Raw genomic sequence first — 22,711 nt, 5'->3', positions numbered from 1 at the left:
GTGCGGCCGCACCCGCCCGCACATCACTCCGGCTGCTCTGATCCATCGGCAGCGCGTCCGTCAGCGAAGGGACCTCCCGTGTCCGTCAACCAAGCCGATCAGTCGATCGACGAGCCCGTGTCCGTGGTGTCCGGTCGGACGTTCGATCAGGAGCGCGCCGAGGCGGCCGTTCGCGAGCTGCTGCTCGCGGTGGGTGAGGACCCCGAGCGCGAGGGGCTGAAGGACACGCCCGCTCGAGTGGCGCGTGCATACCGGGAGATGTTCGGCGGACTGTTCGTCGATCCCGACGAGGTGCTGGGAACGACGTTCGACGAGGCGCACCGCGAGCTCGTCCTCGTGCGGGACATCCCGATGTACTCGACGTGCGAGCACCACCTGGTGTCCTTCCACGGCGTCGCGCACGTCGGCTACATCCCGGGCAAGTCGGGCCGGGTGACGGGCCTGTCGAAGCTGGCGCGGGTCGTCGACCTATACGCGAAGCGGCCGCAGGTGCAGGAGCGTCTCACCTCGCAGGTCGCCGACGCGATGATGCGCAAGCTCGAACCGCGCGGAGTCATCGTGGTGATGGAGGCCGAGCACCTCTGCATGGCGATGCGGGGAATCCGTAAGCCGGGCGCCAGCACCACCACCTCCGCCGTGCGCGGTGTGTTCCAGTCCAGCGCGGTGTCCCGGTCCGAGGCGCTGGATCTCATCCTTCGCAAATAGGCGCCGCTCGTGTTCACGCTTCCGCACGCGGACGGGCCCGTGGTGATGGGCGTCGTCAACGTCACGGCCGACTCGTTCTCGGACGGCGGCCGCTACCTCGACGTCGACGCCGCGGTGCGTCACGGCCTCGAACTGCACGCCGCGGGTGCCGACATCGTCGATGTGGGGGGCGAGTCGACACGTCCGGGAGCCGACCGCGTCGACCCGTCCGTCGAGGCGGAGCGCGTCGCACCGGTGATCGCCGAGTTGGTCTCTCACGGCGTGTGCGTCAGCGTCGACACGATGCGGGCATCCGTGGCGACTGCGGCGATCGGTGCGGGCGTGTCCATCGTCAACGACGTCTCCGGTGGCCGCGCCGATCCCGACATGGCGGGTGTCGTCGCCGATGCCGGCGTCGCCTGGGTGCTCATGCACTGGCGTTCCACCGTCGACTGGACCCACCGACCGGGTGCCGCGGAGGAGCACGACTACGGCGACATCGTCGAGGACGTGCGCAGCGGACTGCTCCGTCAGGTCGACGCGGCCGTCGCCGCCGGGGTGGACAGTTCCCGCATCGTCCTCGATCCGGGGCTCGGCTTCGCCAAGAACGCGGAGCACAACTGGGCGTTGCTCCGCCGACTCGATCGTCTCGTCGACACGGGCATTCCCGTGCTGGTGGGTGCGTCCCGCAAACGATTCCTCGGCACTCTGCTCGCCCGCGACGGGCAGCCTCGCCCTCCGCACGGCCGCGACGCTGCGACGGCCGCGATCTCGGTGCTGTCCGCCGTGGCGGGCGCCTGGGGGGTGCGCGTCCACGACGCCGTCGGCACTCTCGACGCTCTCGCCGTGCACCGGCAATGGCACGGCCCGACCGAACCGAAAGGCACGACATGACCGATCGCATCGAGCTGCGCGGGTTGACCGTGCGCGGCAATCACGGTGTCTTCGACCACGAGAAGCGCGACGGGCAGGACTTCCTCGTCGACCTCGTCGTCCACATGGATCTCGCCCCGGCCGCGGCATCGGACGACCTGACGAAGACGGCGCACTACGGCGAGTTGGCCGAGGCCGCCGCCGCGGTCGTCGCGGGGCCGAGTCGCGATCTCATCGAGACGGTCGCGAGCGAGATCGCCGACGGTGTCCTGACGGATCCGCGCGTGGAACGCGTCGAGGTCACCCTGCACAAGCCGTCGGCTCCGATCCCCCTGACCTTCACGGACGTGGCCGTCGTGGTGACCCGATCGAGGTCTGCGTGACCCGCGCGGTGCTCTCGATCGGGAGCAACATCGGGGACAGCGAACAGCAGTTGCGGGCCGTGGTCGAGGGTCTCGGTGACGCCGTCGTCGCGGTGTCGACCGTGTTCGCCACCGCCCCGTGGGGCGGCATCGACCAGCAGGACTTCCTCAACGCCGTCGTGATCGTGGACGACGAGAACACCGACTGCCGGGGCTGGTTGCGACGGGGACAGCAGTTGGAGACGGCCGCTCACCGCGAGCGGGTGCAGCGCTGGGGACCGCGGACCGTCGACGTGGACATCGTCGTGTGCGACGACGTCGTCAGCGACGACCCCGAGCTGATTCTTCCGCACCCACTGGCGCACGAGCGCGCCTTCGTCCTCGCACCGTGGCTGGACGCGGATCCCGACGCCGTGCTGCGTGGCCGATCGGTGCGCGACCTGCTGGCCGAGCTGCCGGAGTCCGAACGCGCCGGTGTGCGTCGCACCGAGACACGGCTGTGGGACCCGGTGCGCTGCGGGCGGGCCGGCGGTGACTCCACGTGAGCCCGACGCGCGTGCGCGACCTCGTCGCGCTCGCGGCGTTCGCCGTGGTGGCCACCTGGATCCTCGCGTCCTCGTTCTACGGGTCTGTTCCGCCGATCTCGACGTTCGCCGGAGCGTCGCTGTATCCGGTGGCGGTCGTCCTCGTGGTCGTGGGTCTGCTGGTGCGGTCCCGATTGCGCACCCGCAGGATCGGCCCCGGGCCCGGCCAGCTGCATCCGATCACGGTCGCCCGCGCCGTCGCACTGGCGAAGGCCGCGGCCCTCGTCGGTGCAGCGGCGGCGGGAGTGTGGGCCGGTCTGCTGATCCATCTGCTGCCCCTGCGGTCCTCGGTGCGCGCGGCGTCGGAGGACACGCCGGGAGCGCTGATCGGCCTCGTCGCCGGGATCGTCGCCGTGGCCGCTGCCCTGTGGCTCGAGCACTGCTGCCGGACACCGGACGACGGAGCCGACGAGCCCGCCCACTGACCCGATCGCGGCCGTCCTCGGACACCCCGTCCGTGCATGGTGAAGTGCGACAGCCGCCCGAGCCGTTACCCTGGGATTCATGACGGACACCGGCAGGAGCAAGGCGAACCGTCGCACGAAACGCGGCGGCAACCACACGGCTCTCGCCGGTCTGGTTCTGCTGGGCGTGGTGGCCAGCGTTCTGATGATCCTCAGCGACAGCGTTCCGCTGCTGCGCGTGGGCATCGTGGCAGCGCTGTGGGCCGCCGTTCTCGGCGCGTTCGCGATGACGAAGTACCGCCGCGACGCCGCGGTGGATCAGATGAAGGCGCGCGATCTGCAGACCGTCTACGAGCTCCAGCTGGAGCGGGAGATTGCCGCGCGCCGCGAGTACGAGCTCGGCGTCGAGTCGCGGGTGCGCGCCGAGATCGGTGCCGACGGAGACGAGATGCGTGCTCTCCGAGCCGAACTCGCGTCGCTGCGCCGCAGCCTCGAGATGCTGTTCGACGGCGAGTTGCCGGACGACCGCGCTGCCATCGCCGGCGAGGCGATGCGGATGCGGGAGCTGGCCGAGCGCTCCTACAGCGGCTACGAGCCGGCGCCGTCCGGTCTGTACGTTCCCGGATCGCGCACCCGCCCGCCGAGCTTCGCCCCCGATCCGACCTACTCCCGGCCCGGCTTTGCCACTCCCTTCGACGACCCGGTCACGGCGGAGACGTCGGTCATCGGCGGCGAGTTCGATCACGACGGCACCTTCCATCCGGCACCCGCACCGCAGTCGCCGCGCACCCCCGAATGGAACCCGTCGAGTCACCGCGCCGACAGCATTCCCGTCGCCCCCGAGCCGGAACCGCTGCCCGAACCCGAACCCGAGCCCGAGCCGGAACCGCTGCCGGAACCCGAACCCGAGCCCGAACCCCTGCCGGAACCCGAGCCGCTACCCGAACCCGAGCCGCAGCCCGAACCCGATCCGCTGCCGACCCTGGACGTCGAGCCCGAACCCGAGCCGGAAGAGCCCGAGCTTCCGGAACCCGCGCCCGTCGCACCCGTGCAGTCGGGCGGTCGACGACGCGCTGCGGATCCGGACGACGAGTCCGACGCACCGGTCGACGCAGGGTCGGGAGCACATTCGAGTGGGCGCTCCGTCGCGGACATCCTCGCGGGGATGGGCACCGCGGACGCGTCGACAGGATCGGGTCGCCGGCGCCGCCGTGCCGAGTAGTGGCTTCGCCGAGTGAGATCTGCGCCGCGGGTGTGACCGGCGTCGCATGGCGGTCGGTCGACGCCGGACACTAGTGTGGGCGTCGATGAGTCCGGTACCCGCCGAGCGGGACTGGAACTGTATCCCCGAGAGGACCCTTCTTGTCCCCCGATCGAGTCACGTCCGACCCCGCCCCGGCGCGCCTGTCCGTCGGTGTCGTGTCCGCAGGCCGGGTCGGTACCGCGCTGGGTGAGGCGCTCGAACGCGTCGGCCACGTCGTGTTCGGCTGTGCCGCCGTCTCCGACGCGTCCCGGCGCCGCGCCGAGACCCGCCTCCCCGACGCGGAGATCATGCCGGCCACGGATGTGGCGCGGCGCAGTGAACTGCTGATCCTGGCGGTGCCGGATCAGGAACTGGACGCGCTGGTCCGCGGGTTGGCGCGCACCGATGCGGTGTCGCCCGGAACTCTCGTGCTGCACACGTCCGGCGCCAACGGTGTCGGCATCCTCGCGCCGCTGGCGGGCCGAGGAGTGGTGACGATGGCCGTGCACCCCGCGATGACCTTCAGCGGCAAACCCGAGGACACCGACCGTCTGGCGACCGCGTGCTTCGGCATCACGGCGGCCGACGAGATCGGCCTCGCGATCGCGCAGGGACTGGTGCTCGAGATCGGCGGCGAGCCCGTGGGTGTGCCCGAGGAGGCGCGCACGCTGTACCACGCGGCGCTGGCCCACGGGTCGAATCACCTGATCACTCTGGTCGTCGACGCCCTCGACGCGCTGCGGGACGCGTTGGCCCACGAGGAACTTCCCGGCCAACAGCCGGTGGAACAGCGTCCCGGTGGTGTGGCGGAGCGGGTTCTGGCGCCACTGCTGTCGGCGGCGTTGGACAACGTGCTGCGCAGCGGACAGGGCGCGTTGACCGGTCCGGTGGCGCGCGGCGACGGGGCGACGGTGTCCAGGCATCTCGATGCGTTGACCGATCTCGACCCGCGGATCGCCGCGGGCTATCGCGCGATGTCACTGCGTACGGCCGAGCGGGCCGGCGCGGACGACACCGTGATGAACGTCCTGCGGGACAACGAATGAGGAGGCAGCCGTGAGTGCACTCGACGGCGCGTACACACCGGGTGAACTGACGGTGCATCACGCACCCGATGTCGTCCGGTCGGTCACCCGTGCCCTGCGCTCGGCGGGACGCCGAGTCGCGCTCGTGCCCACCATGGGTGCGTTGCACGCCGGTCACGTCCAGCTCGTGGAGATGGCGAAGCGGAGCGGCGCTGTCGTCGTGGTGTCGATCTTCGTCAACCCGCTGCAGTTCGGGGCGGGGGAGGATCTCGACGCGTACCCGCGCACCCTCGACGCCGACCTGGACGTGCTGCGCGCAGCCGGGGTGGAACTGGCCTTCGTCCCGAGTGTGCAGGACATGTACCCGCACGGTCCGCGGACGACGGTGCACCCCGGTCCGCTCGGTGCCGAACTCGAAGGCGCTTCGCGGCCCGGCCATTTCGCCGGGATGCTGACGGTGGTCGCGAAGCTGCTCGGCATCGTCGCACCCACCACGGCCTACTTCGGGGAGAAGGACTACCAGCAGCTGGTCCTCATCGACCAGATGGTGCGCGACCTGAACATCGACGTCGAGATCCGCGGCGTCCCCATCGTCCGCGAGTCCGACGGTCTCGCCCTGTCCTCGCGCAACCGGTACCTCGACGAGCACCAGCGGTCCCTCGCGGTGGCCCTGTCGGCAGCGCTGATCGCCGGCACCCATGCTGCCGAGGGTGGTTCGGATGCCGTTCTGGCGGCGGCACAGTCGGTGCTCGACACGGTGCCGGAGGTGGACGTCGACTACCTCGAGGTACGCGGAGCCGATCTCCGTGACGCACCCGAGGAGGGAGACGGCCGGTTGCTGGTCGCCGCCCGCGTGGGCACCACGCGCCTGCTCGACAACGTGGGCGTCGCTCTCGGTACCGGATTCCAGGGTCGCGATCCGGAATCCGCAGCTGGACAACGCCATCTCGGCCACTCCTGACTCCACTTCGACCGGCCTGCCCGCAACTCCGCCCGGCTCCAGACAGGTAAGGACCCACCATGCTCCGCACGATGATGACCTCGAAGATCCACCGCGCCACCGTGACCCACGCCGATCTGCACTACGTGGGGTCGGTGACCATCGATCAGGACCTGCTCGACGCCGCCGCGCTGCTCGAGGGTGAGCAGGTGACCATCGTGGACATCGACAACGGTGCTCGGCTCGAGACCTACGTCATCGCGGGGCAGCGTGGTTCGGGAGTGGTCGGGATCAACGGCGCCGCAGCGCATCTCGTGCACCCGGGTGATCTGGTGATCATCATCGCCTACGGCATCCTCGATCCGGCCGAGGTCGCCGAGTACGCGCCGAACGTGGTGTTCGTCGACGCCGACAACCGCCCCGTCCAGGTTGGCTCCGATCCGGCGGACAGCCCGGCCGGCTCCGGACTGATCTCGCCGCGCACACTCACCGCGGACACGCGTGACACGGTCTCGGTCTGATGCTGCTCACCGTCGACGTCCGCAACACCAACATCGTGTTGGGCGTGTTCACCGGCAGCGGTGACCACGCGCGGCTCACGCGGCAACGCCGGATGCGGACGGACGCGTCGATGACGGCGGACGAGCTCGCGTTGACCTTTCGCGGTCTCCTCGGTCCCGACGTGGAGACCATCACGGGTGTCGCGGCGCTCTCGACGGTCCCGTCGGTGCTGCGCGAGCTCCGGACGATGCTGGGGCGGTACTGGTCGCACGTTCCGCACGTGGTCGTCGAGCCCGGTGTGCGCACGGGAGTGCCTCTGTTGGTGGACAATCCGAAAGAGGTGGGCGCCGACCGCATCGTCAACAGCCTCGCGGCCCACCACCTGTACGACGCCCCGTGCATCATCGTCGACTTCGGGACGTCCACGTGTGTCGACGTCGTGTCGGCGAAGGGGGAGTTCCTGGGCGGATCGATCGCACCCGGACTCGAGATCTCCATGGACGCGCTCGCGTCCCGCTCCGCGGCGCTGCGCAAGGTCGAACTGGTCCGGCCCCGAGGCGTTCTCGGCAAGAACACCGTCGAGGCCATGCAGTCGGGTGCGATCTTCGGGTTCGCCGGCCTCGTCGACGGCATCGTCGATCGGGTGTGCCGCGAGGTGCCCGGCTTCGACGGCGACGACGTCGTCGTGGTGGCCACCGGCGACACGGCGTCGCTCGTCATGGACGACTCCTCGTCGATCGATCGCATCGAGCCGGACCTCACGTTGGCGGGACTGCGGCTGGTCTACGAGCGCAATCAGGCCCGTCGCCGCTGATCGAGGCCACGACGGTCGAGGTGGCGCGCTGCCGAACGGTGTGCCACACTTTCGGGGTGACTGATCGCACGGGTGCTCGGGAGTGTTGTCAGGGCTGACGCCTGCCCTGACTGTCATCACACCTCCCTGGAGTCCTGTCGTGCTCTCGCTCTCTGCTGTCGCCCCCACCTCTCTGCGTCCCGCCGATCTGCTGCGCCTCACCGATCAAGGTGCGGCGGACGTGCTCGACGGTCGCCATGATGCGCTCCTCCCGCCCGGTGGAGTGTTCCCAGCCGGTGAACGGTGGTGTGCCCGTCTGCATTCGGACGATCTGGTCGACCTGTGGCTCATCAGCTGGGTGCCGGACAAGTCCACCGAACTGCACGACCACGCCGGATCGCTCGGCGCGCTGACCGTCCTGAGCGGCTCGCTCAGCGAATACCGTTGGAACGGTGAGGGTCTGCATCACCGCCGCCTGGACGCGGGTGATCAGGCGTCCTTCCCGCTGGGGTGGGTCCACGACGTCACCCACGCACCGGCCCCGACATCGGACCCGGTGACCGTGAGCGGTCCGACACTGAGCGTGCACGCGTACTCGCCGCCGCTGACGGCCATGTCCTACTACGAGATCGGCGAGCGCGGTGCTCTGCGCCGCACCCGGTCCGTCCTGACCGACCTGCCCGAGGGAGACGCGTGATGACGACTCGACCCACCACCCGATCGAGCATCGACGACATGCTCGAGCGCGCACGGTCCACGTACCGCCGCACGGACGTCTCCGAGCTGGCCGATGCCGTCGCGCGCGGCGCGGTACTCGTCGACATCCGCCCCCAGGCGCAGCGCGCGCTGGAAGGGACCATGCCGGGGGCACTGGCCGTCGAGCGCAACGTCCTCGAGTGGCGGTGCGACCCCACGAGCAGCGCACGCCTGGCCATCGCGGTGGATCACGACGTCGAGTGGATCGTGCTGTGCTCCGAGGGCTACACCTCCTCGCTGGCCGCCGCGGCGCTGCAGGAACTGGGGCTCACGCGAGCGTCCGACGTCATCGGTGGGTACCGCGCCATCGTCGACGCCGGGCTCACCGGCGTCGTGGGGAGCGCACGGCACTGCCTGCGCGAAGGGCGCACTCTCGTCGCGCACTGACCTCTCTATAGGCTGGGCAGTCGTGACCGAGACACCACGAGCAGACACCGACCCCGCCGCCGTTCCCACCGACGACACCCCGGAACAGGTGCGCATCCGCCGCGAGAAGCGCGCCCGGCTGCTGGAGTCCGGGCGCGAGGCGTATCCGGTGTCGGTCGCGAGGACGCACTCGCTGGCCGAGGTCCGGGCTGCGCATCCCGCGCTCGAGCCGGACACGCACACCGGCGAGCAGGTGGGGGTGGCCGGTCGCGTCATCTTCCTGCGCAACACCGGCAAGCTCTGCTTCGCGACGCTGCAGGACGGGGACGGCACGCAGCTCCAGGCCATGATCTCCCTCGCCGGTGTCGGCGAGGACGCGCTGGCGCTGTGGAAGTCGGACGTCGATCTCGGCGACATGATCTTCGTGCACGGCGAGGTGATCAGCTCCCGACGCGGCGAGCTGAGCGTCATGGCGGACGAGTGGCAGATGGCGTCCAAGTCGCTGCGGCCCCTGCCCGTCGCCCACAAGGAGATGAACGAGGAGTCCCGCGTCCGCCAGCGGTACGTCGACCTCATCGTGCGTCCCGAGGCGCGGGAGAACGCCCGCCGCCGCGTCGCCGCGCTGCGCGCACTGCGTGACGGGCTCGAGCGCCGCGGATTCCTGGAGATCGAGACCCCGATGCTCCAGACGCTGCACGGCGGCGCCGCGGCCCGACCGTTCACGACGCACTCGAACGCGCTCGACATCGACCTGTTCCTCCGCATCGCTCCCGAACTGTTCCTCAAGCGGGCGGTCGTGGGCGGCATCGACCGGGTCTTCGAGATCAACCGCAACTTCCGCAACGAGGGCATCGACTCCACGCACTCCCCGGAGTTCGCGATGCTCGAGACGTACGAGGCCTACGGCACTTACGACGACTCCGCGGTGATGACGCGCGAGCTCGTGCAGGAAGTCGTCCAGGCCGTGTACGGGTCGCTCCAGGTCACCCTCGCGGACGGTTCCGCGTACGACTTCGCGGGCGAGTGGACCACCATCGAGATGTACCCGTCGTTGTCGGCCGCCGTCGGTATCGAGGTGACACCGGAGACAAGCCCGGACGACCTGCGTGCGCTGGCCGATCGGGTGGGTCTCGCCGTGCCGACGGACAAGGGGTGGGGCCACGGCAAGCTGGTCGAGGAGCTGTGGGAGCACAGCTGCGGGGACCAGCTCCACACTCCGACGTTCGTCCGCAACTTCCCCGTGGAGACGTCGCCTCTGGTCCGGGCCCATCGCAGCATCCCCGGTGTGGTGGAGAAGTGGGACCTCTACGTGCGGGGCTTCGAGCTCGCCACCGGCTACTCGGAGCTCGTCGATCCCGTCGTGCAGCGCGAGCGCTTCGTCGATCAGGCCCGGCTGGCGTCGGCCGGCGACGACGAGGCCATGGTCCTCGACGAGGACTTCCTCACCGCCATGGAGTACGCGATGCCGCCCACAACGGGTACGGGAATGGGCATCGACCGCCTTCTGATGGCGCTCACAGGGCTGGGTATTCGCGAGACCATCCTCTTTCCATTGGTGCGTCCCGACCGCGGCTGACGCCCGAATGGAACATTCCACTCGGTACGCTGCAAGGCCTCGGTAATGCGCGCTACTATCGATCCTGCTCGGCGAAAAGTGTCGCTGTGTTCGGAGGGGGGAATGCGTCGAATGGTCAAGAAGGTGACGGTCACGCTGGTCGACGACGTCGACAACGTGCCGGCTGACGAGACGGTGTCGATCGGGTTGGACGGCACGTGGTTCGAGTTGGATCTGTCCAACTCGAACGCCGATGAGCTGCGGAAAGTCATGGATCAGTGGATCCAGCACGCGCGGCGGGTGTCGACGCGGACGACCGGGGGAGGGTCGGCCGCGAGCTCGTCCGGGGGCACGCGGACACGCGGAGCGGCCGATCGGGCGCGCAGTGCTGCAATACGGGAATGGGCGCGCACGCAAGGTTTCGAGATCAGCGCGCGGGGCCGCATATCGTCCGAGATCGTGCGGGCCTGGGAACTTTCTTCGTGATTCTGTCCTGTCTGTCGGAGTCATTGTCATTCGATTGAATGACAATGACTCCAATGGATGGGCGGAATGTCCGTCACGTCTCATCACGCCGACCCATTGCCGTGGGTGCCGATCAGGAGTAGGCCGTTCGCTGCGGGCGAAGGCGGGAACGGTGAATCCGCTGTCGCTCGTGGTAACGAATCTCCGGTGCAGTGCGTTGTGACTGCATACAAGGGTGCCGGTGTCGTCCCGATGGACGCGCCGAGGGCGTGGGAGCCACCGTTCGCCGTCGGATGAACTTCCCCGGCGGAGCGGCACTCGAAGGTCACGGCAACTAGAGTGAGAGTCGGGCTCGAGGTTCGGACTAGAGGGTCCGACGCCTGCCCCGTCATCAGTGTGAGGGAGAGCGATGTTCGAGAGGTTCACCGACCGCGCACGGCGCGTCGTCGTCCTGGCCCAAGAAGAGGCCCGGATGCTCAACCACAACTACATCGGCACGGAGCACATCCTGCTGGGTCTCATCCACGAGGGTGAAGGCGTGGCGGCGAAGTCTCTGGAGTCGCTCGGGATCTCCCTCGAAGGTGTACGCAGCCAGGTCGAGGAGATCATCGGCCAGGGCCAGCAGGCACCGTCCGGGCACATCCCGTTCACTCCGCGTGCCAAGAAGGTCCTCGAGCTCAGCCTGCGTGAGGCGCTGCAGCTCGGACACAACTACATCGGCACGGAGCACATCCTGCTCGGCCTCATCCGTGAGGGCGAGGGTGTGGCTGCGCAGGTGCTGGTCAAGCTCGGCGCCGATCTCAACCGCGTGCGCCAGCAGGTCATCCAGCTCCTGTCCGGATACCAGGGCAAGGAGCCCAGCGAGTCCGGCAGCAGCCGCGGCGAGGCGGGCACACCGTCCACGTCGCTGGTGCTCGACCAGTTCGGCCGCAACCTCACGCAGGCCGCACTCGAGGGCAAGCTCGACCCGGTCATCGGACGCGCGAAGGAGATCGAGCGCGTCATGCAGGTGCTGAGCCGCCGTACCAAGAACAACCCGGTGCTCATCGGTGAGCCCGGCGTCGGCAAGACCGCCGTCGTCGAGGGCCTCGCGCAGGCGATCGTCAACGGCGAGGTTCCCGAGACGCTCAAGGACAAGCAGCTCTACACGCTGGACCTGGGCTCGCTCGTCGCCGGCAGCCGGTACCGCGGTGACTTCGAGGAGCGCCTGAAGAAGGTGCTCAAGGAGATCAACACCCGCGGCGACATCATCCTGTTCATCGACGAGCTGCACACGCTCGTCGGCGCGGGTGCTGCCGAGGGCGCGATCGACGCGGCCTCCATCCTGAAGCCGAAGCTCGCTCGTGGTGAGCTCCAGACCATCGGTGCCACCACGCTCGACGAGTACCGCAAGTACATCGAGAAGGACGCGGCCCTCGAGCGTCGCTTCCAGCCGGTGCAGGTCGGCGAGCCGTCGGTCGATCACACGATCGAAATCCTCAAGGGTCTGCGCGACCGGTACGAGGCGCATCACCGCGTCTCGATCACCGACAGCGCGCTCGTGGCGGCCGCGACCCTGGCCGACCGGTACATCAACGACCGCTTCCTGCCGGACAAGGCGATCGACCTCATCGACGAGGCGGGCGCGCGCATGCGCATCCGTCGGATGACGGCGCCGCCGGACCTGCGCGACTTCGACGACAAGATCGCCGATGCTCGTCGGGAGAAGGAGTCCGCGATCGACGCGCAGGACTTCGAGAAGGCCGCCAACCTGCGCGACAAGGAGAAGCAGCTCGTCGCGCAGCGCGCCGAGCGCGAGAAGCAGTGGCGTAGCGGAGACCTCGACGTCATCGCCGAGGTCGACGACAACGAGATCGCCGAGGTCCTGGGCAACTGGACCGGCATCCCCGTGTTCAAGCTGACCGAGGAGGAGACCACGCGTCTCCTGCGCATGGAGGACGAACTCCACAAGCGCATCATCGGCCAGGTCGAGGCGGTCAAGGCGGTCTCGAAGGCCATCCGCCGTACCCGCGCAGGACTGAAGGACCCGAAGCGTCCGTCCGGCTCGTTCATCTTCGCCGGCCCGTCCGGTGTGGGTAAGACGGAGCTGTCGAAGGCTCTGGCGAACTTCCTGTTCGGCGAGGACGACGCGCTCATCCAGATCGACATGGGCGAGTTCCACGACCGGTTCACCGCATCGCGTCTGTTCGGTGCGCCCCCCGGATACGTGGGCTACGAAGAGGGTGGCCAGCTCACCGAGAAGGTGCGCCGCAAGCCGTTCTCCGTGGTGCTGTTCGACGAGATCGAGAAGGCTCACCAGGAGATCTACAACACGCTCCTGCAGGTGCTCGAGGACGGCCGTCTCACCGACGGTCAGGGTCGTACGGTCGACTTCAAGAACACCGTGCTGATCTTCACCTCGAACCTCGGTACGTCGGACATCTCCAAGGCCGTCGGGCTGGGCTTCTCCTCGGGTGAGGGCAGTGGCTCCAACTACGAGCGCATGAAGCTCAAGGTGCACGACGAGCTGAAGAAGCACTTCCGCCCCGAGTTCCTGAACCGCATCGACGACATCGTCGTCTTCCACCAGCTCACCAAGGACGAGATCATCCAGATGGTCGATCTCATGCTGGCGCGGGTGGAGGTTGCGCTCAAGAACAAGGACATGGCCATCGAGGTCACGGACAAGGGCAAGGCGCTCCTGGCCAAGCGTGGATTCGACCCGGTGTTGGGTGCGCGTCCGCTGCGTCGCACCATCCAGCGCGAGATCGAGGACCAGCTGTCCGAGAAGATCCTGTTCGGCGAGATCGAGCCGGGTCAGATCGTGCTGGTCGACGTCGACAACTGGGACGGCGAAGGACAGGGCGAGGACGCAGTCTTCACCTTCCGCGGCGAGAAGAAGCCGATCAGCCTTCCCGACGAGTTGACCGTCGACCTGGCGAAGTCGGGCGAGAGCTCCGAGTAGTACGTACGCACGGCAACGGGCGGGACCCTCACGGGTCCCGCCCGTTCTGCGTTCGTGGTGTCTCTCGCGATGAGTTCGGCCGCACCGCCCGGTCTGTACCGGTATGGCTACTGCAACCGTGAACTCGATGCTCCTGTCCAGCCCCGATCCCGAAGCGCTCGCCCGGTGGTACGGGGAGGTGTTCGAGGCGCCGCCGATGTCGATGGGCCCGTACACCGTGATCGACCTCGACGGCTTCTTCGTCATGTTCGACAAGCGTGACGACGTGACGGGCCCGAATCGAGAGGGTGCGCGCGTCGTCCTGAACGTGGAACCGGACGACCCGGAGGCGGTCGCCGGTCGAATCGACGCGCTCGGCGGCGAGTGGGTGAGTCCCCTCGAGAGCCGCGACGGGGACCTGTTCGCCACCGCGAAGGATCCCGACGGCAACTGGATCCAGCTGGTCCGTCTGCGGGACGAGATGGAAGCGCAGATGGGCGCTCCGACGACGCCGTTCTCCGGCATCGCGGTCCGAGACATGGAGGACACCACGCGCTTCTACCGCAATGTCCTGGGCATGCGCGTGCTGCCGTCCGAGATGGGTACTTCCTGGATTCGCATCGACCGACGCACCAGCATGCTCGCCTACCCCAAGCCGGATCACGTACCGGCCACGCACACCGTACTGAACATCCCGACGCGTGACATCGACGCCACGGTCGCCGACCTCACAGCGCGAGGTGTCGAGTTCGTCCGATACGACGGGGCACCGCAGGACGACAAGGGTGTCATGCGGGGGAACGGCCCGGACATCGCGTGGTTCACCGACCCGTCCGGCAACGTCCTTGCGGTGATCGCCGTCGACCCGAGCGTCTGACCTGGCATCGGTTCGAAGTCGACAGCCGCTGGATACTCTGAACGAGTCAAGAGTTCCCCAGCGACAAGGATGGCTGATGCCTACTCGTACAGCACGGACAGCATGGAACGGTTCACTCGAGGAAGGCTCGGGACAGGTCGAGCTCTCCAGCTCGAAGGTCGGCACGTACGACGTGTCGTTCCCCAAGCGTGCGGCGGACGACGCGGGCGGCACCACCAGCCCCGAGGAGCTCATCGCCGCAGCGCACTCGTCCTGCTACGCCATGCAGCTCTCGGCCGTCATCGCCGAGGCCGGTGGCACTCCGCAGAGCCTCGACGTCACCGCCGAGGTGTCGCTCGGACCGGACGAGGTCGGCTTCAAGCTGACCGGCATCACGATCACGGTGCGCGGTGAGGTCGACGGTCTGGACGCCGACGGCTTCGCGAAGGCAGCGCAGAACGCCAAGGAGACCTGCCCGGTGAGCAAGGCCCTGACGGGCGTCGAGATCACGCTCGACGCCGCTCTCGAGAGCTAACGCAACAGCTCGAACGTCCCCTGGACGACGGCGAACGCGTAGGCGTTGTCCAGGGGGCCGATCGCCTCGTCGGACTGCAGTTGGGTGGCCACCACCCAGTCCTGTCCCCGAGCGTCGGTCAAGAGCCAGGACCCCGCCACGTCGCCCGCGGCGTTGCCGTTCTTGTAGCCCACGTACGGCCAGCGAGCGGGATCGACCTCGGCGCCGGGGTTCAGCGCGAGGACCTGGCGCACGACGTCGCTCTGCGGACCCGTGATCAACGCCGCGTACGCGCGGCAGATGTCGTTCGCGCTGCCGAACCACTCGACTCCGTCCGGCGTACCGGGCCTCGTCGCGATGCCCTGGTAGTCGAGGTCGGCGGTCACCGGATCGACGGGTTCGCTGTCGATGGTGCGATTCTCGATACCGGCCAGGATGTCGCGGCGGGTCTGCGTGTCGGCGTCGCGCCACTGCGCCCGCAGGTCCGGCCGTCCCCACCCGAGCACGAAGAACTCGCGCGTCGTCGGAAAGGGCGTCAGCGCCGCAGGATTCGCGGCGCCCATGATGGTGACCTCGGACTCGACCGCGTCCCGTCCGATGCGATCCATCAGCAGATCGGTGGCCGTGTTGTCGCTGATCGCGATCATCGCGTCGGTCGCCTCGCGCACCGTCACCGGTGTTCCCTCGGGAGCGAACTGCAACTGTCCCGACGGGGCCGACTTGCGTGCGTCGGTCACGGTCAACTGCTCGTCCCACGACAGCGTCCCGTTGTCGACGGCCCGCGCGACCGCGCCGAGCACGTACAGCTTCGCGACGGAGGCGAGCGGCAGGGAGTCGTCCGCGTTCAGGCTGTGAACGGGAGTACAGGTGCCGTCGGTGACGCGGGAGGCGACGTAGGACGTGCGGGCACCGAGAGCGGTGAGCGCGGCGTCCGACGAGGCGAAGGAGTCGACGCCCTCGGTGTCGGGCAGAGCCTGGATCCCGGACAGCAGGCCGTCCTCGGTGGCGCGCAGTCGTAGCGTCACGGGCGCGTTCCGGCCGGTGCTCAGTTGCACGGTGGACTCGAGGCCGTCCTCGGTCCGTTCGCCCACGGTGAGGGGGCCACTCGCCAGGATCTGCGCGACGGGACCGAGCAGCCCGCCGACCTGAGCCAGTGCCTGCGCCAGCTCGGGCGCCGCGAAGGAGTCGATCGCGGCCGGGTCGAGCGTGGTGGGGTCCGGCGTCGTGATCCAACCGAGGACGGTGTCGGTGACCGCCGTGATCGGCGCGCCGGCGGCCGGGGCAGCGGTCGTGTCGGCGGGTTCCGTCGTGGATCCGTCGCCGCGCGCGGCTCCCGACTCGAGCAGCGGATCGACGCCTGCGGAGCATCCGGCGAGCGTGAGAGTCGCGGTGACGGCAGCGGCCAGAATGGCGTACCTGCGTGACGTGGGCATGTGTCGCCGACCTCGTTCCCGCTCGAACTGCTGTGGCTCGAACTGCCGTGAAGAACCGACCTTACCTACAGTCATGTCCGGGTTTACCGGTCGGCCGGTCCGTCTCGACGGGCCGGAACGTCCAGGACGACGTCGAACTCCAGCAACGAGGCACCCGAGGCGACCGGCTTCGCCCGCTCACCGGAATGGGCCTCGCGAGCCGGTCCACCCGACCAGGCCTGGAACGACTCCTCGTCCTCCCACTGCGTGACGACGAAGTAGCGGCTCTCGCCCTTGACCGGGCGGAGCAGCTGGAAACCGAGGAAACCGGGTGAGCCGTCGACCGATCCGGCGCGGGCGGCGAAGCGCTTCTCGAGTTCGGGGCCGGCGCCCTCGGGCACCTCGATGGCGTTGATCTTGACCACTGGCATGGACCCGAGGCTACCTGCGACGGTTACGGTCGAGCGATGCTGGACGACCACGGCGGCTCCGGAGTGCCCCTCGTGCTGCTGCACGGCCTGATGGGCGGCCCGGACACGTGGCGGCGGCAGGTGCCCTGGTTGCGGGAGCACGGCCACGTGCTCGCCGCCCGGGCGGCGGGACACGGGCGTGCTGCTCCGGCGACCCTCACCACCGAGGCGTTCGTCGACGAGCTGCGCGAGGCGCTGGCGCCGTTCGAGTCCGTGATCCTGATCGGTCACTCCATGGGCGCGCTCCACGCGTGGTGCCTCGCGGCGCGCGAACCGGAGCGGGTGCGCGGGATCGTCGTCGAGGACATGGCTCCCGACTTCCGCGGTCGCACCTCCGACGGGTGGGCCGCCGTCATCCGTGCGTGGCCCCAGCCGTTCCCCGACGAGGCCGCGGTTCTGGCGTACTTCGGTGACGTCGCGGGGCAGTACTTCCTCGACTCCTTCGAGCGGACGCCGGACGGGCTGCACCTGCACGGAGACGTGGACACGTTCGCGGCGATCTCGGACGAATGGGGACGACGCGACTTCTGGGACGAGTGGCGAGCAGTGCGTGCTCCCGCGCTGCTGCTCGAGGCGGAGCACACGGTCACTCCAGCGGGTCAGATGGCGAGAATGGCTGCACTGCATCACGACTCGACGTACGAGGTGGTCGCCGGCGCCGGGCATCTGGTGCACGACGATCGGCCGGGGGAGTACCGGCGCGCTGTCGAGTCGTTCCTACGAGCCCTCCCCGGCGAGCGCGAAGGCGCCGGCGGACGTCTGCTCGACGAGCCCGTCGACCAGTAGCGAGTTCAGGGCACGGTCACGTTGGCCGGGATCGGTCGTCCACACCAGATCGAGCTCGGACTTCTCCACCGGACCCATCGTGGAGCGCAGTACGTCCATCAGTTTTCCGCGCACCTGCCGATCGGTTCCGGCGAACTTCTGCACCTTCCTCGGCGGTCCGTCGTGCGCCGGCCGACCGGCCTCGACCCACGCGCACGACGGGAGCGGGCAGTCCGCGCAGGCGGGATTGCGTGCGGTGCAGATGACGGCGCCGAGCTCCATCAGTGCCGCCGACAGAGTGGCCGCGGTGGCGACGTCCTCGGGTAGCAAGGCCTCGGTGTCTGCGAGATCTCGTGTGGTGCTGGGGTTTCCGGGCTCGGCGCGGCCGTGGACCGCACGGGCGACGACGCGCCGCACGTTGGTGTCGACGACGGGGACCCGCTGCCCGTAGGCGAAGCAGGCGACGGCGCGCGCGGTGTACGCCCCGACACCCGGCAGGGTCAGCAGCGTCTCGACATCCGACGGCGTCTCGTCGCCGTGGTGCTCGGCGAGGACGGCGGCGCAGTCGTGCAGGCGTGCGGCGCGACGGGGATAGCCGAGCTTGCCCCAGGCCCGCAGGACGTCGGCCCGCGATGACGCGGCCATGGCGGACGGCACCGGCCATCGCTGTACCCACTCGACCCAGATCGGAGCGACCCGCGCCACCGGAGTCTGCTGCAGCATCATCTCGCTCATCAGGATCTGCCACCCGCTGACACCGCTACGGCGCCAGGGCAGATCCCTGGCCTCGCGTCGGTACCACGAGACCAGAACCTCGCTGTCCATGTCTGTGATCCTTCCCGGAAGTCGGGGCCGCCACCGGCGGGTGACTCATGTTTCGGTAACAATGAGGCCATGCCTAATTCGAGTCCCCGCTCAGCATGGAACGCACTCGTCGAGGGTAATCGCCGTTTCGTCGACGGCCGCCCGGAGCATCCCAGCCAGGGGGTGGATCACCGCGCGTCGCTCGTCGACGGTCAACACCCCACCGCGATCGTCTTCGGGTGCTCCGATTCCCGGGTGGCAGCCGAGATCATCTTCGACCAGGGCCTCGGCGACATGTTCGTCGTCCGCACGGCCGGCCAGGTCGTCGACTCGGCCGTTCTGGGTTCCCTGGAGTTCGGCGCCGAGGTCCTCGAAGCGCCGCTGATCGTCATTCTCGGCCACGACAGCTGTGGTGCCGTCAAGGCGACCATCAACGCGCTGGACGAGGGCACCGTCCCCGGTGGCTTCATCCGCGACATCGTCGAGCGGGTCACGCCGTCCGTCCTCAACGCCCACCGACTGGGGTACACGCGCGCCGACGACGTCGAGGCGCGCCACGTCCTCGAGACCGGAAAGCTGCTGATCGATCGGTCGTCGATCCTCGAGAAGCGCGTCGCCGCGGGAAAACTCGCCATCGTCGGCCTCACGTACAAGCTGGCCGAGGGCAAGGTGGAGTTCCAGGGCGCGCTGGGCGACATCGGACACGTCGAGATGGGGTCGACCGACCGCACCGATGCGAGTGATCTGCTCACCTCGTCGGCGACGGCGAGCGACACGCCGTAGTAGGTGCCGCTCGGTCACCGCGTCGGCACATACGGTTGACCTGTGCTCGAGCCGAACGGACCCTTGCCTCCCGAGATCTACTGGCGACGCCGCGCGCTCGCGATCGGTGGCGCAGTGGTGGTCATCGGACTCGTGGTGTGGCTGGTGGTGTCGCTCGCCGGTGGCGGGTCGCAGGATTCCGAGTCCACCGCGGCATCCGCCTCGCTCGCACCGTCCGCTGCCACGACGTACCGCCCCGACGCGTCCGCGACCGGAGGCTCAGCTCCGGCAGGAGGTTCCGGTGGTGGCGGCGGAGGCGGAGACGCCGCGTCCTCGTCGTCGGCGACGTCCACGTCCGCCACGACGTCCTCTGCGCCCGTCGCTCCCGGTCAGTGCACGGATCAGTCTCTCGCCGTGAAGGCCTCGCCCGATCAGCCGTCCTACCCCGCGGGGCAGGAGCCGGCGTTCACCGTCGTCGTCACCAACATCGGAACCTCGGCATGCGAGCGCGATCTGGGTTCGGGTCTGCAGCAGGTGCTGGTCTACACGCTGGAGGGTCAGCGACTCTGGTCGAACGTCGACTGCTTCCCCACCACGACTCCCGACATCCGCACGCTGCAGCCCGGTGAGCAGGCGCCGTTCGCCGTGAAGTGGTCCGCGACCACCTCCGAGCCCGGGTGCGCGGCGCCGCGGAACCCGGTGGGACCCGGCGGATACAGCGTGGTCGGCCAGCTCGGCCAGCTGCGCAGCGCGCCGGAGACGTTCAACATCACGTAGCGCACGTCCGTTCCGCCTCAGCGAGGTCGGTTCCCGCGGCAGTTCCGCGTTCCGGCAGGTGCTGCAGTCGCAGCGCGAACACGAAACCCCTCCGGGAAGACCGGCTGACTAATCGAACGGGAAGGCCGGGAGCCGGCCGATCAGTCGAACGGGAAGGCCGGAGGCCGGCCGATCAATCGAACGGGAAGGCCGGAGGCCGGCCGATTAGTCGAACGGCCCCGAGATGCTGGCCTCGGCCATGCGGGACAGGCCTTCTCTGATGTGCCGGGCCCACAACCCACCGATGCCCTCGACGGACTGCAGGTCGGCTGCGGTGGCGGCCAGCAGTGTCTGCAGGGTGCCGAAGTGCCCGACCAGTCGGTGGATCTGCGTGAACTGCAGCCGCGGAACGCGGGTGAGCAACCGGTACCCGCGGGGACTCATCGGTGCGTCGAGCGCCTCGATGGTGCCGGGGTAGCCGAAGGCACGAGCGATCACCGTGAGGTCGAGCAGGTCGACGTCGGTGAGCCGGTCGAGTGCCGCGAGGGAGCGTTCGACGGCCGCGGTGGTGGGTGTGTCGTTGCCGGCGAGGTAGTCGCGGACGACGAGTTGGCGCGCAGAGTCGTTGTCGCCCACCAGTTCTTCGAGCTGCAGGGCGAGCTGGCGCCCGTCGATACCGAGCTCGAGAACGTTCTGTTCGATCTCGACGGACACGCGCCGGACCATCTCGAGACGCTGCGCGACGGTGAGCGCGTCGCGCAACGTCACCGAGTCCTCGATCTCCGTCACGGACAGTTGGCGGCTGACTTCGTCGAGGCGCGCCTTGTACCGCTCGAGGGTGGCCACGGCCTGGTTGGCGCGGGACAGGATGGTCGCGGAACCCTCGATGACGTGCCGGGTTCCGCCGACGTAGACGCTGAGGATGCTCATCGACTGGCTGACGGACACCACGGGATAGCCGGTGTGGATCGCGGTGCGCTCGGCGGCGCGGTGGCGGGTACCGGACTCGACCGTGGGGATGGTGTGGTCGGGGACGAGCTGCACGTTGGCGCGGACGATGCGCGAACCGTCGGTGGACAACACGACGGCGCCGTCCATCTTGGACAGTTCGCGGAGCCGGGTGGGGGCGAACTCGACATCGAGATCGAAGCCGCCGTCGCAGATGCTCTCGACCTGTTCGTCGTACCCGAGGACGATCAGTCCGCCGGTGCGGCCGCGCAGGATGCGCTCGAGACCGTCGCGCAACGTGGTGCCCGGGGCGAGGTCGGCGATGGCGTCACGCAGGGACGAGTGGGGTACCGGGAAGCCGAGGGAGATGTCCGGAGTCGTCACGGTGTCGGTCACTGGTCCCCCTCCCACGTCGTTCCCGGTTGCCGGTGGTGCAGAGTCAGGGTACCGGTACTCACCGCACCGGCGTTCCGTCCGCGGGTCGAGTGGTCTACTTCCGTCGTCGCTCGAAGGCTCCCTGCATCGCGCCGGCGACGTCGGTGACCCGGACGACCCGCATGCCCGGTGGATCTCCGGCCGTGTCGTCCTTCACGCCGCGACGCTGGTCGGACGGGACGATCGCGGAGGTGAACCCCAGCCGCGCGGCCTCGGCGAGGCGCCGGTCGACGCCGACCACGCGCCGGACCTCTCCGGCCAGCCCCACCTCGCCGAGTACCACCATTCCCGGGGGCAGGGCGGTGTCACGGGCCGCGGAGGCGACCGCGAGTGCCAACGCGAGATCGACGACGGGCTCGGTGGTCCGCATACCGCCGATGGTGGCGGCGTAGACCTCCCGGCTGCTGAGCTGCACGCCGCAGCGACGTTCGAGGACCGCGAGGATCATCGACACCCGGGAGGCGTCGAGACCGCTGACGGCCCGGCGGGGCGTGGGCATGTGCGACGGCGCGACGAGTGCCTGCACCTCCGCGAGCAGGGCCCTCTTGCCGTCCATCGTGACGGTGACGGCGGTGCCGGGGACCGAGTCGGCGCGGTGGTGCAGGAACAGGCCGGACGGATCGCTGACGCCGTGGATGCCGCCCTCGCGGAGTTCGAAGCAGCCCACCTCGTCGGCGGCGCCGAAGCGGTTCTTGACGCCCCGGACCATGCGCAGGGTGGAGTGCTTGTCGCCCTCGAAGTGCAGGACGACGTCGACGAGGTGCTCGAGCGAGCGCGGCCCGGCGACCGCGCCGTCCTTCGTGACGTGGCCGACGAGGATGACGGCCGTGCCGCTGCCCTTGGCGAGGGACGTCAGCGCCGAGGTGATGGCACGGACCTGGGTGACGCCGCCGATGACGCCGTCCACGTCGGACGCCTGCATGGTCTGCACGGAGTCGACGACGACGAGGGTGGGCGCGACCTGGTCGACGTGGCCGAAGATGGTGGCCAGGTCGTTCTCCGCGGCGAGGAACACGCGCTCGTGCACGGCGCCCGTCCGGTCGGCGCGCAGACGCACCTGCCCCGCCGACTCCTCACCCGTGACGTAGAGCGCGATGTCCTGCGGGCTGCGCTCGGCCCACTGCTTGACCACCTCGAGCAGGAGGGTGGACTTGCCGACTCCCGGTTCACCCGCGAGCAGCACCACCGAGCCGGGCACGATGCCGCCGCCGAGCACGCGGTCGAGCTCGTCGACCCCGGTGGGACGGGCGATGGAGGACGTGCTGGAGACCTGTGTGAGCGGAAGTGCCGGCGACGTCGGGATCATCGACGCGCCGCCCGCCCGAACGGCGCTCGCACCCGGGCGGGACGACACGGAGGCGAGGAGGGTGACCTCGTCCATCGAGCCCCACGTCTCGCACTCGGGGCAGCGGCCGACCCACTTGGCCACGGTGTGCTGACAGGCCGAACAGCGATAACTGGTACGAGTCTTGGCCACTCGCGAAGACTAGAGGTGTCTACCGACAGGAATGCTCG

25 protein-coding genes are annotated in these 22,711 nt (G+C 69.2%); 20 read left to right on the top strand and 5 right to left on the bottom strand.

Annotated features, from left to right (window positions below; all coding sequences use genetic code 11):
- Window positions 1-78 precede the first annotated feature (78 nt).
- The 17 genes from folE (at window position 79) to HQ306_RS19360 (ending at window position 14,865) form a co-directional block, all read left to right on the top strand.
- Window positions 79-705, top strand: coding sequence for a GTP cyclohydrolase I FolE (gene folE, locus HQ306_RS19440; RefSeq protein WP_027506473.1), 627 nt, complete (start codon window positions 79-81; stop codon window positions 703-705).
- Between the two features lie 45 nt (window positions 706-750).
- Window positions 751-1,578, top strand: coding sequence for a dihydropteroate synthase (gene folP / locus HQ306_RS19435; RefSeq protein ID WP_222633241.1), 828 nt, complete (start codon window positions 751-753; stop codon window positions 1,576-1,578).
- Complete coding sequence (gene folB / locus HQ306_RS19430; protein WP_027506471.1) at window positions 1,575-1,940, top strand: dihydroneopterin aldolase; 366 nt, start codon at window positions 1,575-1,577, stop codon at window positions 1,938-1,940. Before folP ends, folB begins: the two co-directional genes overlap by 4 nt.
- Entirely contained in the window at window positions 1,937-2,464 is a 528-nt protein-coding gene (folK, locus tag HQ306_RS19425) for a 2-amino-4-hydroxy-6-hydroxymethyldihydropteridine diphosphokinase (RefSeq protein ID WP_027506470.1), read from the top strand. Before folB ends, folK begins: the two co-directional genes overlap by 4 nt.
- Window positions 2,461-2,928: a DUF3180 domain-containing protein gene (locus tag HQ306_RS19420; protein WP_027506469.1), complete on the top strand. Its 468-nt coding sequence runs from the start codon at window positions 2,461-2,463 to the stop codon at window positions 2,926-2,928. The genes folK and HQ306_RS19420 overlap by 4 nt, the downstream gene beginning before the upstream one ends.
- Window positions 2,929-3,007: 79 nt before the next feature.
- Window positions 3,008-4,129, top strand: a complete 1,122-nt coding sequence (locus HQ306_RS19415) for a DUF6779 domain-containing protein (protein WP_222633177.1) — start codon at window positions 3,008-3,010, stop codon at window positions 4,127-4,129.
- A 140-nt stretch (window positions 4,130-4,269) separates the two neighbouring features.
- Window positions 4,270-5,196 carry a Rossmann-like and DUF2520 domain-containing protein gene (locus HQ306_RS19410; protein WP_222633176.1) on the top strand — a complete coding sequence of 309 codons (927 nt, stop codon included), beginning with the start codon at window positions 4,270-4,272 and terminating at the stop codon, window positions 5,194-5,196.
- 10 nt (window positions 5,197-5,206) lie between these two features.
- Window positions 5,207-6,136: a pantoate--beta-alanine ligase gene (gene panC, locus HQ306_RS19405; protein WP_027506466.1), complete on the top strand. Its 930-nt coding sequence runs from the start codon at window positions 5,207-5,209 to the stop codon at window positions 6,134-6,136.
- Between the two features lie 59 nt (window positions 6,137-6,195).
- The gene (gene panD / locus HQ306_RS19400) at window positions 6,196-6,636 is read left to right on the top strand and encodes an aspartate 1-decarboxylase (RefSeq protein ID WP_222633175.1); all 441 of its coding nucleotides are present in this window, start codon (window positions 6,196-6,198) and stop codon (window positions 6,634-6,636) included.
- Window positions 6,636-7,430 (top strand): type III pantothenate kinase, encoded by a 795-nt coding sequence (locus tag HQ306_RS19395; RefSeq protein ID WP_222633174.1) that lies wholly within the window; start codon window positions 6,636-6,638, stop codon window positions 7,428-7,430. The genes panD and HQ306_RS19395 overlap by 1 nt, the downstream gene beginning before the upstream one ends.
- Window positions 7,431-7,569: 139 nt before the next feature.
- Window positions 7,570-8,106: a cysteine dioxygenase family protein gene (locus tag HQ306_RS19390; RefSeq protein ID WP_235579015.1), complete on the top strand. Its 537-nt coding sequence runs from the start codon at window positions 7,570-7,572 to the stop codon at window positions 8,104-8,106.
- Complete coding sequence (locus HQ306_RS19385) at window positions 8,106-8,552, top strand: rhodanese-like domain-containing protein (protein WP_027506462.1); 447 nt, start codon at window positions 8,106-8,108, stop codon at window positions 8,550-8,552. The genes HQ306_RS19390 and HQ306_RS19385 overlap by 1 nt, the downstream gene beginning before the upstream one ends.
- A 22-nt stretch (window positions 8,553-8,574) precedes the next feature.
- Window positions 8,575-10,107, top strand: coding sequence for a lysine--tRNA ligase (gene lysS, locus HQ306_RS19380; protein ID WP_222633173.1), 1,533 nt, complete (start codon window positions 8,575-8,577; stop codon window positions 10,105-10,107).
- Between the two features lie 111 nt (window positions 10,108-10,218).
- On the top strand, window positions 10,219-10,572 hold the full coding sequence (locus HQ306_RS19375; protein WP_222633172.1) for an Lsr2 family protein: 354 nt from the start codon (window positions 10,219-10,221) through the stop codon (window positions 10,570-10,572).
- A 388-nt stretch (window positions 10,573-10,960) separates the two neighbouring features.
- Entirely contained in the window at window positions 10,961-13,495 is a 2,535-nt protein-coding gene (locus HQ306_RS19370) for an ATP-dependent Clp protease ATP-binding subunit (RefSeq protein ID WP_027506459.1), read from the top strand.
- A 103-nt stretch (window positions 13,496-13,598) separates the two neighbouring features.
- A complete protein-coding gene (locus HQ306_RS19365) occupies window positions 13,599-14,351 on the top strand; it encodes a VOC family protein (protein WP_222633171.1) in 753 nt (250 codons plus the stop codon).
- A gap of 76 nt (window positions 14,352-14,427) precedes the next feature.
- Complete coding sequence (locus tag HQ306_RS19360) at window positions 14,428-14,865, top strand: OsmC family protein (protein ID WP_027506457.1); 438 nt, start codon at window positions 14,428-14,430, stop codon at window positions 14,863-14,865.
- Here the strand turns inward: HQ306_RS19360 and HQ306_RS19355 are convergent.
- Together HQ306_RS19355 and HQ306_RS19350 are read right to left on the bottom strand one after the other, a co-directional pair.
- Window positions 14,862-16,277, bottom strand: a complete 1,416-nt coding sequence (locus HQ306_RS19355) for a serine hydrolase (RefSeq protein ID WP_222633170.1) — start codon at window positions 16,275-16,277, stop codon at window positions 14,862-14,864. The genes HQ306_RS19360 and HQ306_RS19355 overlap by 4 nt on opposite strands.
- Window positions 16,278-16,360: 83 nt before the next feature.
- Window positions 16,361-16,687: an antibiotic biosynthesis monooxygenase gene (locus tag HQ306_RS19350; RefSeq protein ID WP_027506456.1), complete on the bottom strand. Its 327-nt coding sequence runs from the start codon at window positions 16,685-16,687 to the stop codon at window positions 16,361-16,363.
- A 36-nt stretch (window positions 16,688-16,723) separates the two neighbouring features.
- Between HQ306_RS19350 and HQ306_RS19345 the strand changes: the two genes are divergently transcribed.
- Window positions 16,724-17,512, top strand: a complete 789-nt coding sequence (locus tag HQ306_RS19345) for an alpha/beta fold hydrolase (protein ID WP_222633169.1) — start codon at window positions 16,724-16,726, stop codon at window positions 17,510-17,512.
- Here HQ306_RS19345 and HQ306_RS19340 read toward each other — a convergent pair.
- Window positions 17,444-18,316 (bottom strand): A/G-specific adenine glycosylase, encoded by an 873-nt coding sequence (locus tag HQ306_RS19340; protein WP_222633168.1) that lies wholly within the window; start codon window positions 18,314-18,316, stop codon window positions 17,444-17,446. The genes HQ306_RS19345 and HQ306_RS19340 overlap by 69 nt on opposite strands.
- A 69-nt stretch (window positions 18,317-18,385) precedes the next feature.
- Here HQ306_RS19340 and HQ306_RS19335 point away from each other — a divergent pair, with 69 nt between their 5' ends.
- Both HQ306_RS19335 and HQ306_RS19330 read left to right on the top strand, forming a co-directional pair.
- Complete coding sequence (locus HQ306_RS19335) at window positions 18,386-19,078, top strand: carbonic anhydrase (RefSeq protein WP_051613514.1); 693 nt, start codon at window positions 18,386-18,388, stop codon at window positions 19,076-19,078.
- A 42-nt stretch (window positions 19,079-19,120) separates the two neighbouring features.
- Window positions 19,121-19,834, top strand: a complete 714-nt coding sequence (locus HQ306_RS19330) for a hypothetical protein (protein WP_222633167.1) — start codon at window positions 19,121-19,123, stop codon at window positions 19,832-19,834.
- Between the two features lie 204 nt (window positions 19,835-20,038).
- Here the strand turns inward: HQ306_RS19330 and disA are convergent, their stop codons facing one another.
- Window positions 20,039-21,130, bottom strand: coding sequence for a DNA integrity scanning diadenylate cyclase DisA (gene disA / locus HQ306_RS19325; protein WP_056444293.1), 1,092 nt, complete (start codon window positions 21,128-21,130; stop codon window positions 20,039-20,041).
- Window positions 21,131-21,251: 121 nt separating this feature from the next.
- Window positions 21,252-22,673, bottom strand: coding sequence for a DNA repair protein RadA (gene radA, locus HQ306_RS19320; protein ID WP_027506452.1), 1,422 nt, complete (start codon window positions 22,671-22,673; stop codon window positions 21,252-21,254).
- Window positions 22,674-22,711 lie beyond the last annotated feature (38 nt).

The organism is Rhodococcus sp. BP-160 (assembly GCF_019836205.1).
GTDB lineage: Bacteria > Actinomycetota > Actinomycetes > Mycobacteriales > Mycobacteriaceae > Rhodococcoides.
Note: the sequence above shows the minus strand (reverse complement) of the source record. Positions and strands in the feature narration are given on the sequence as shown.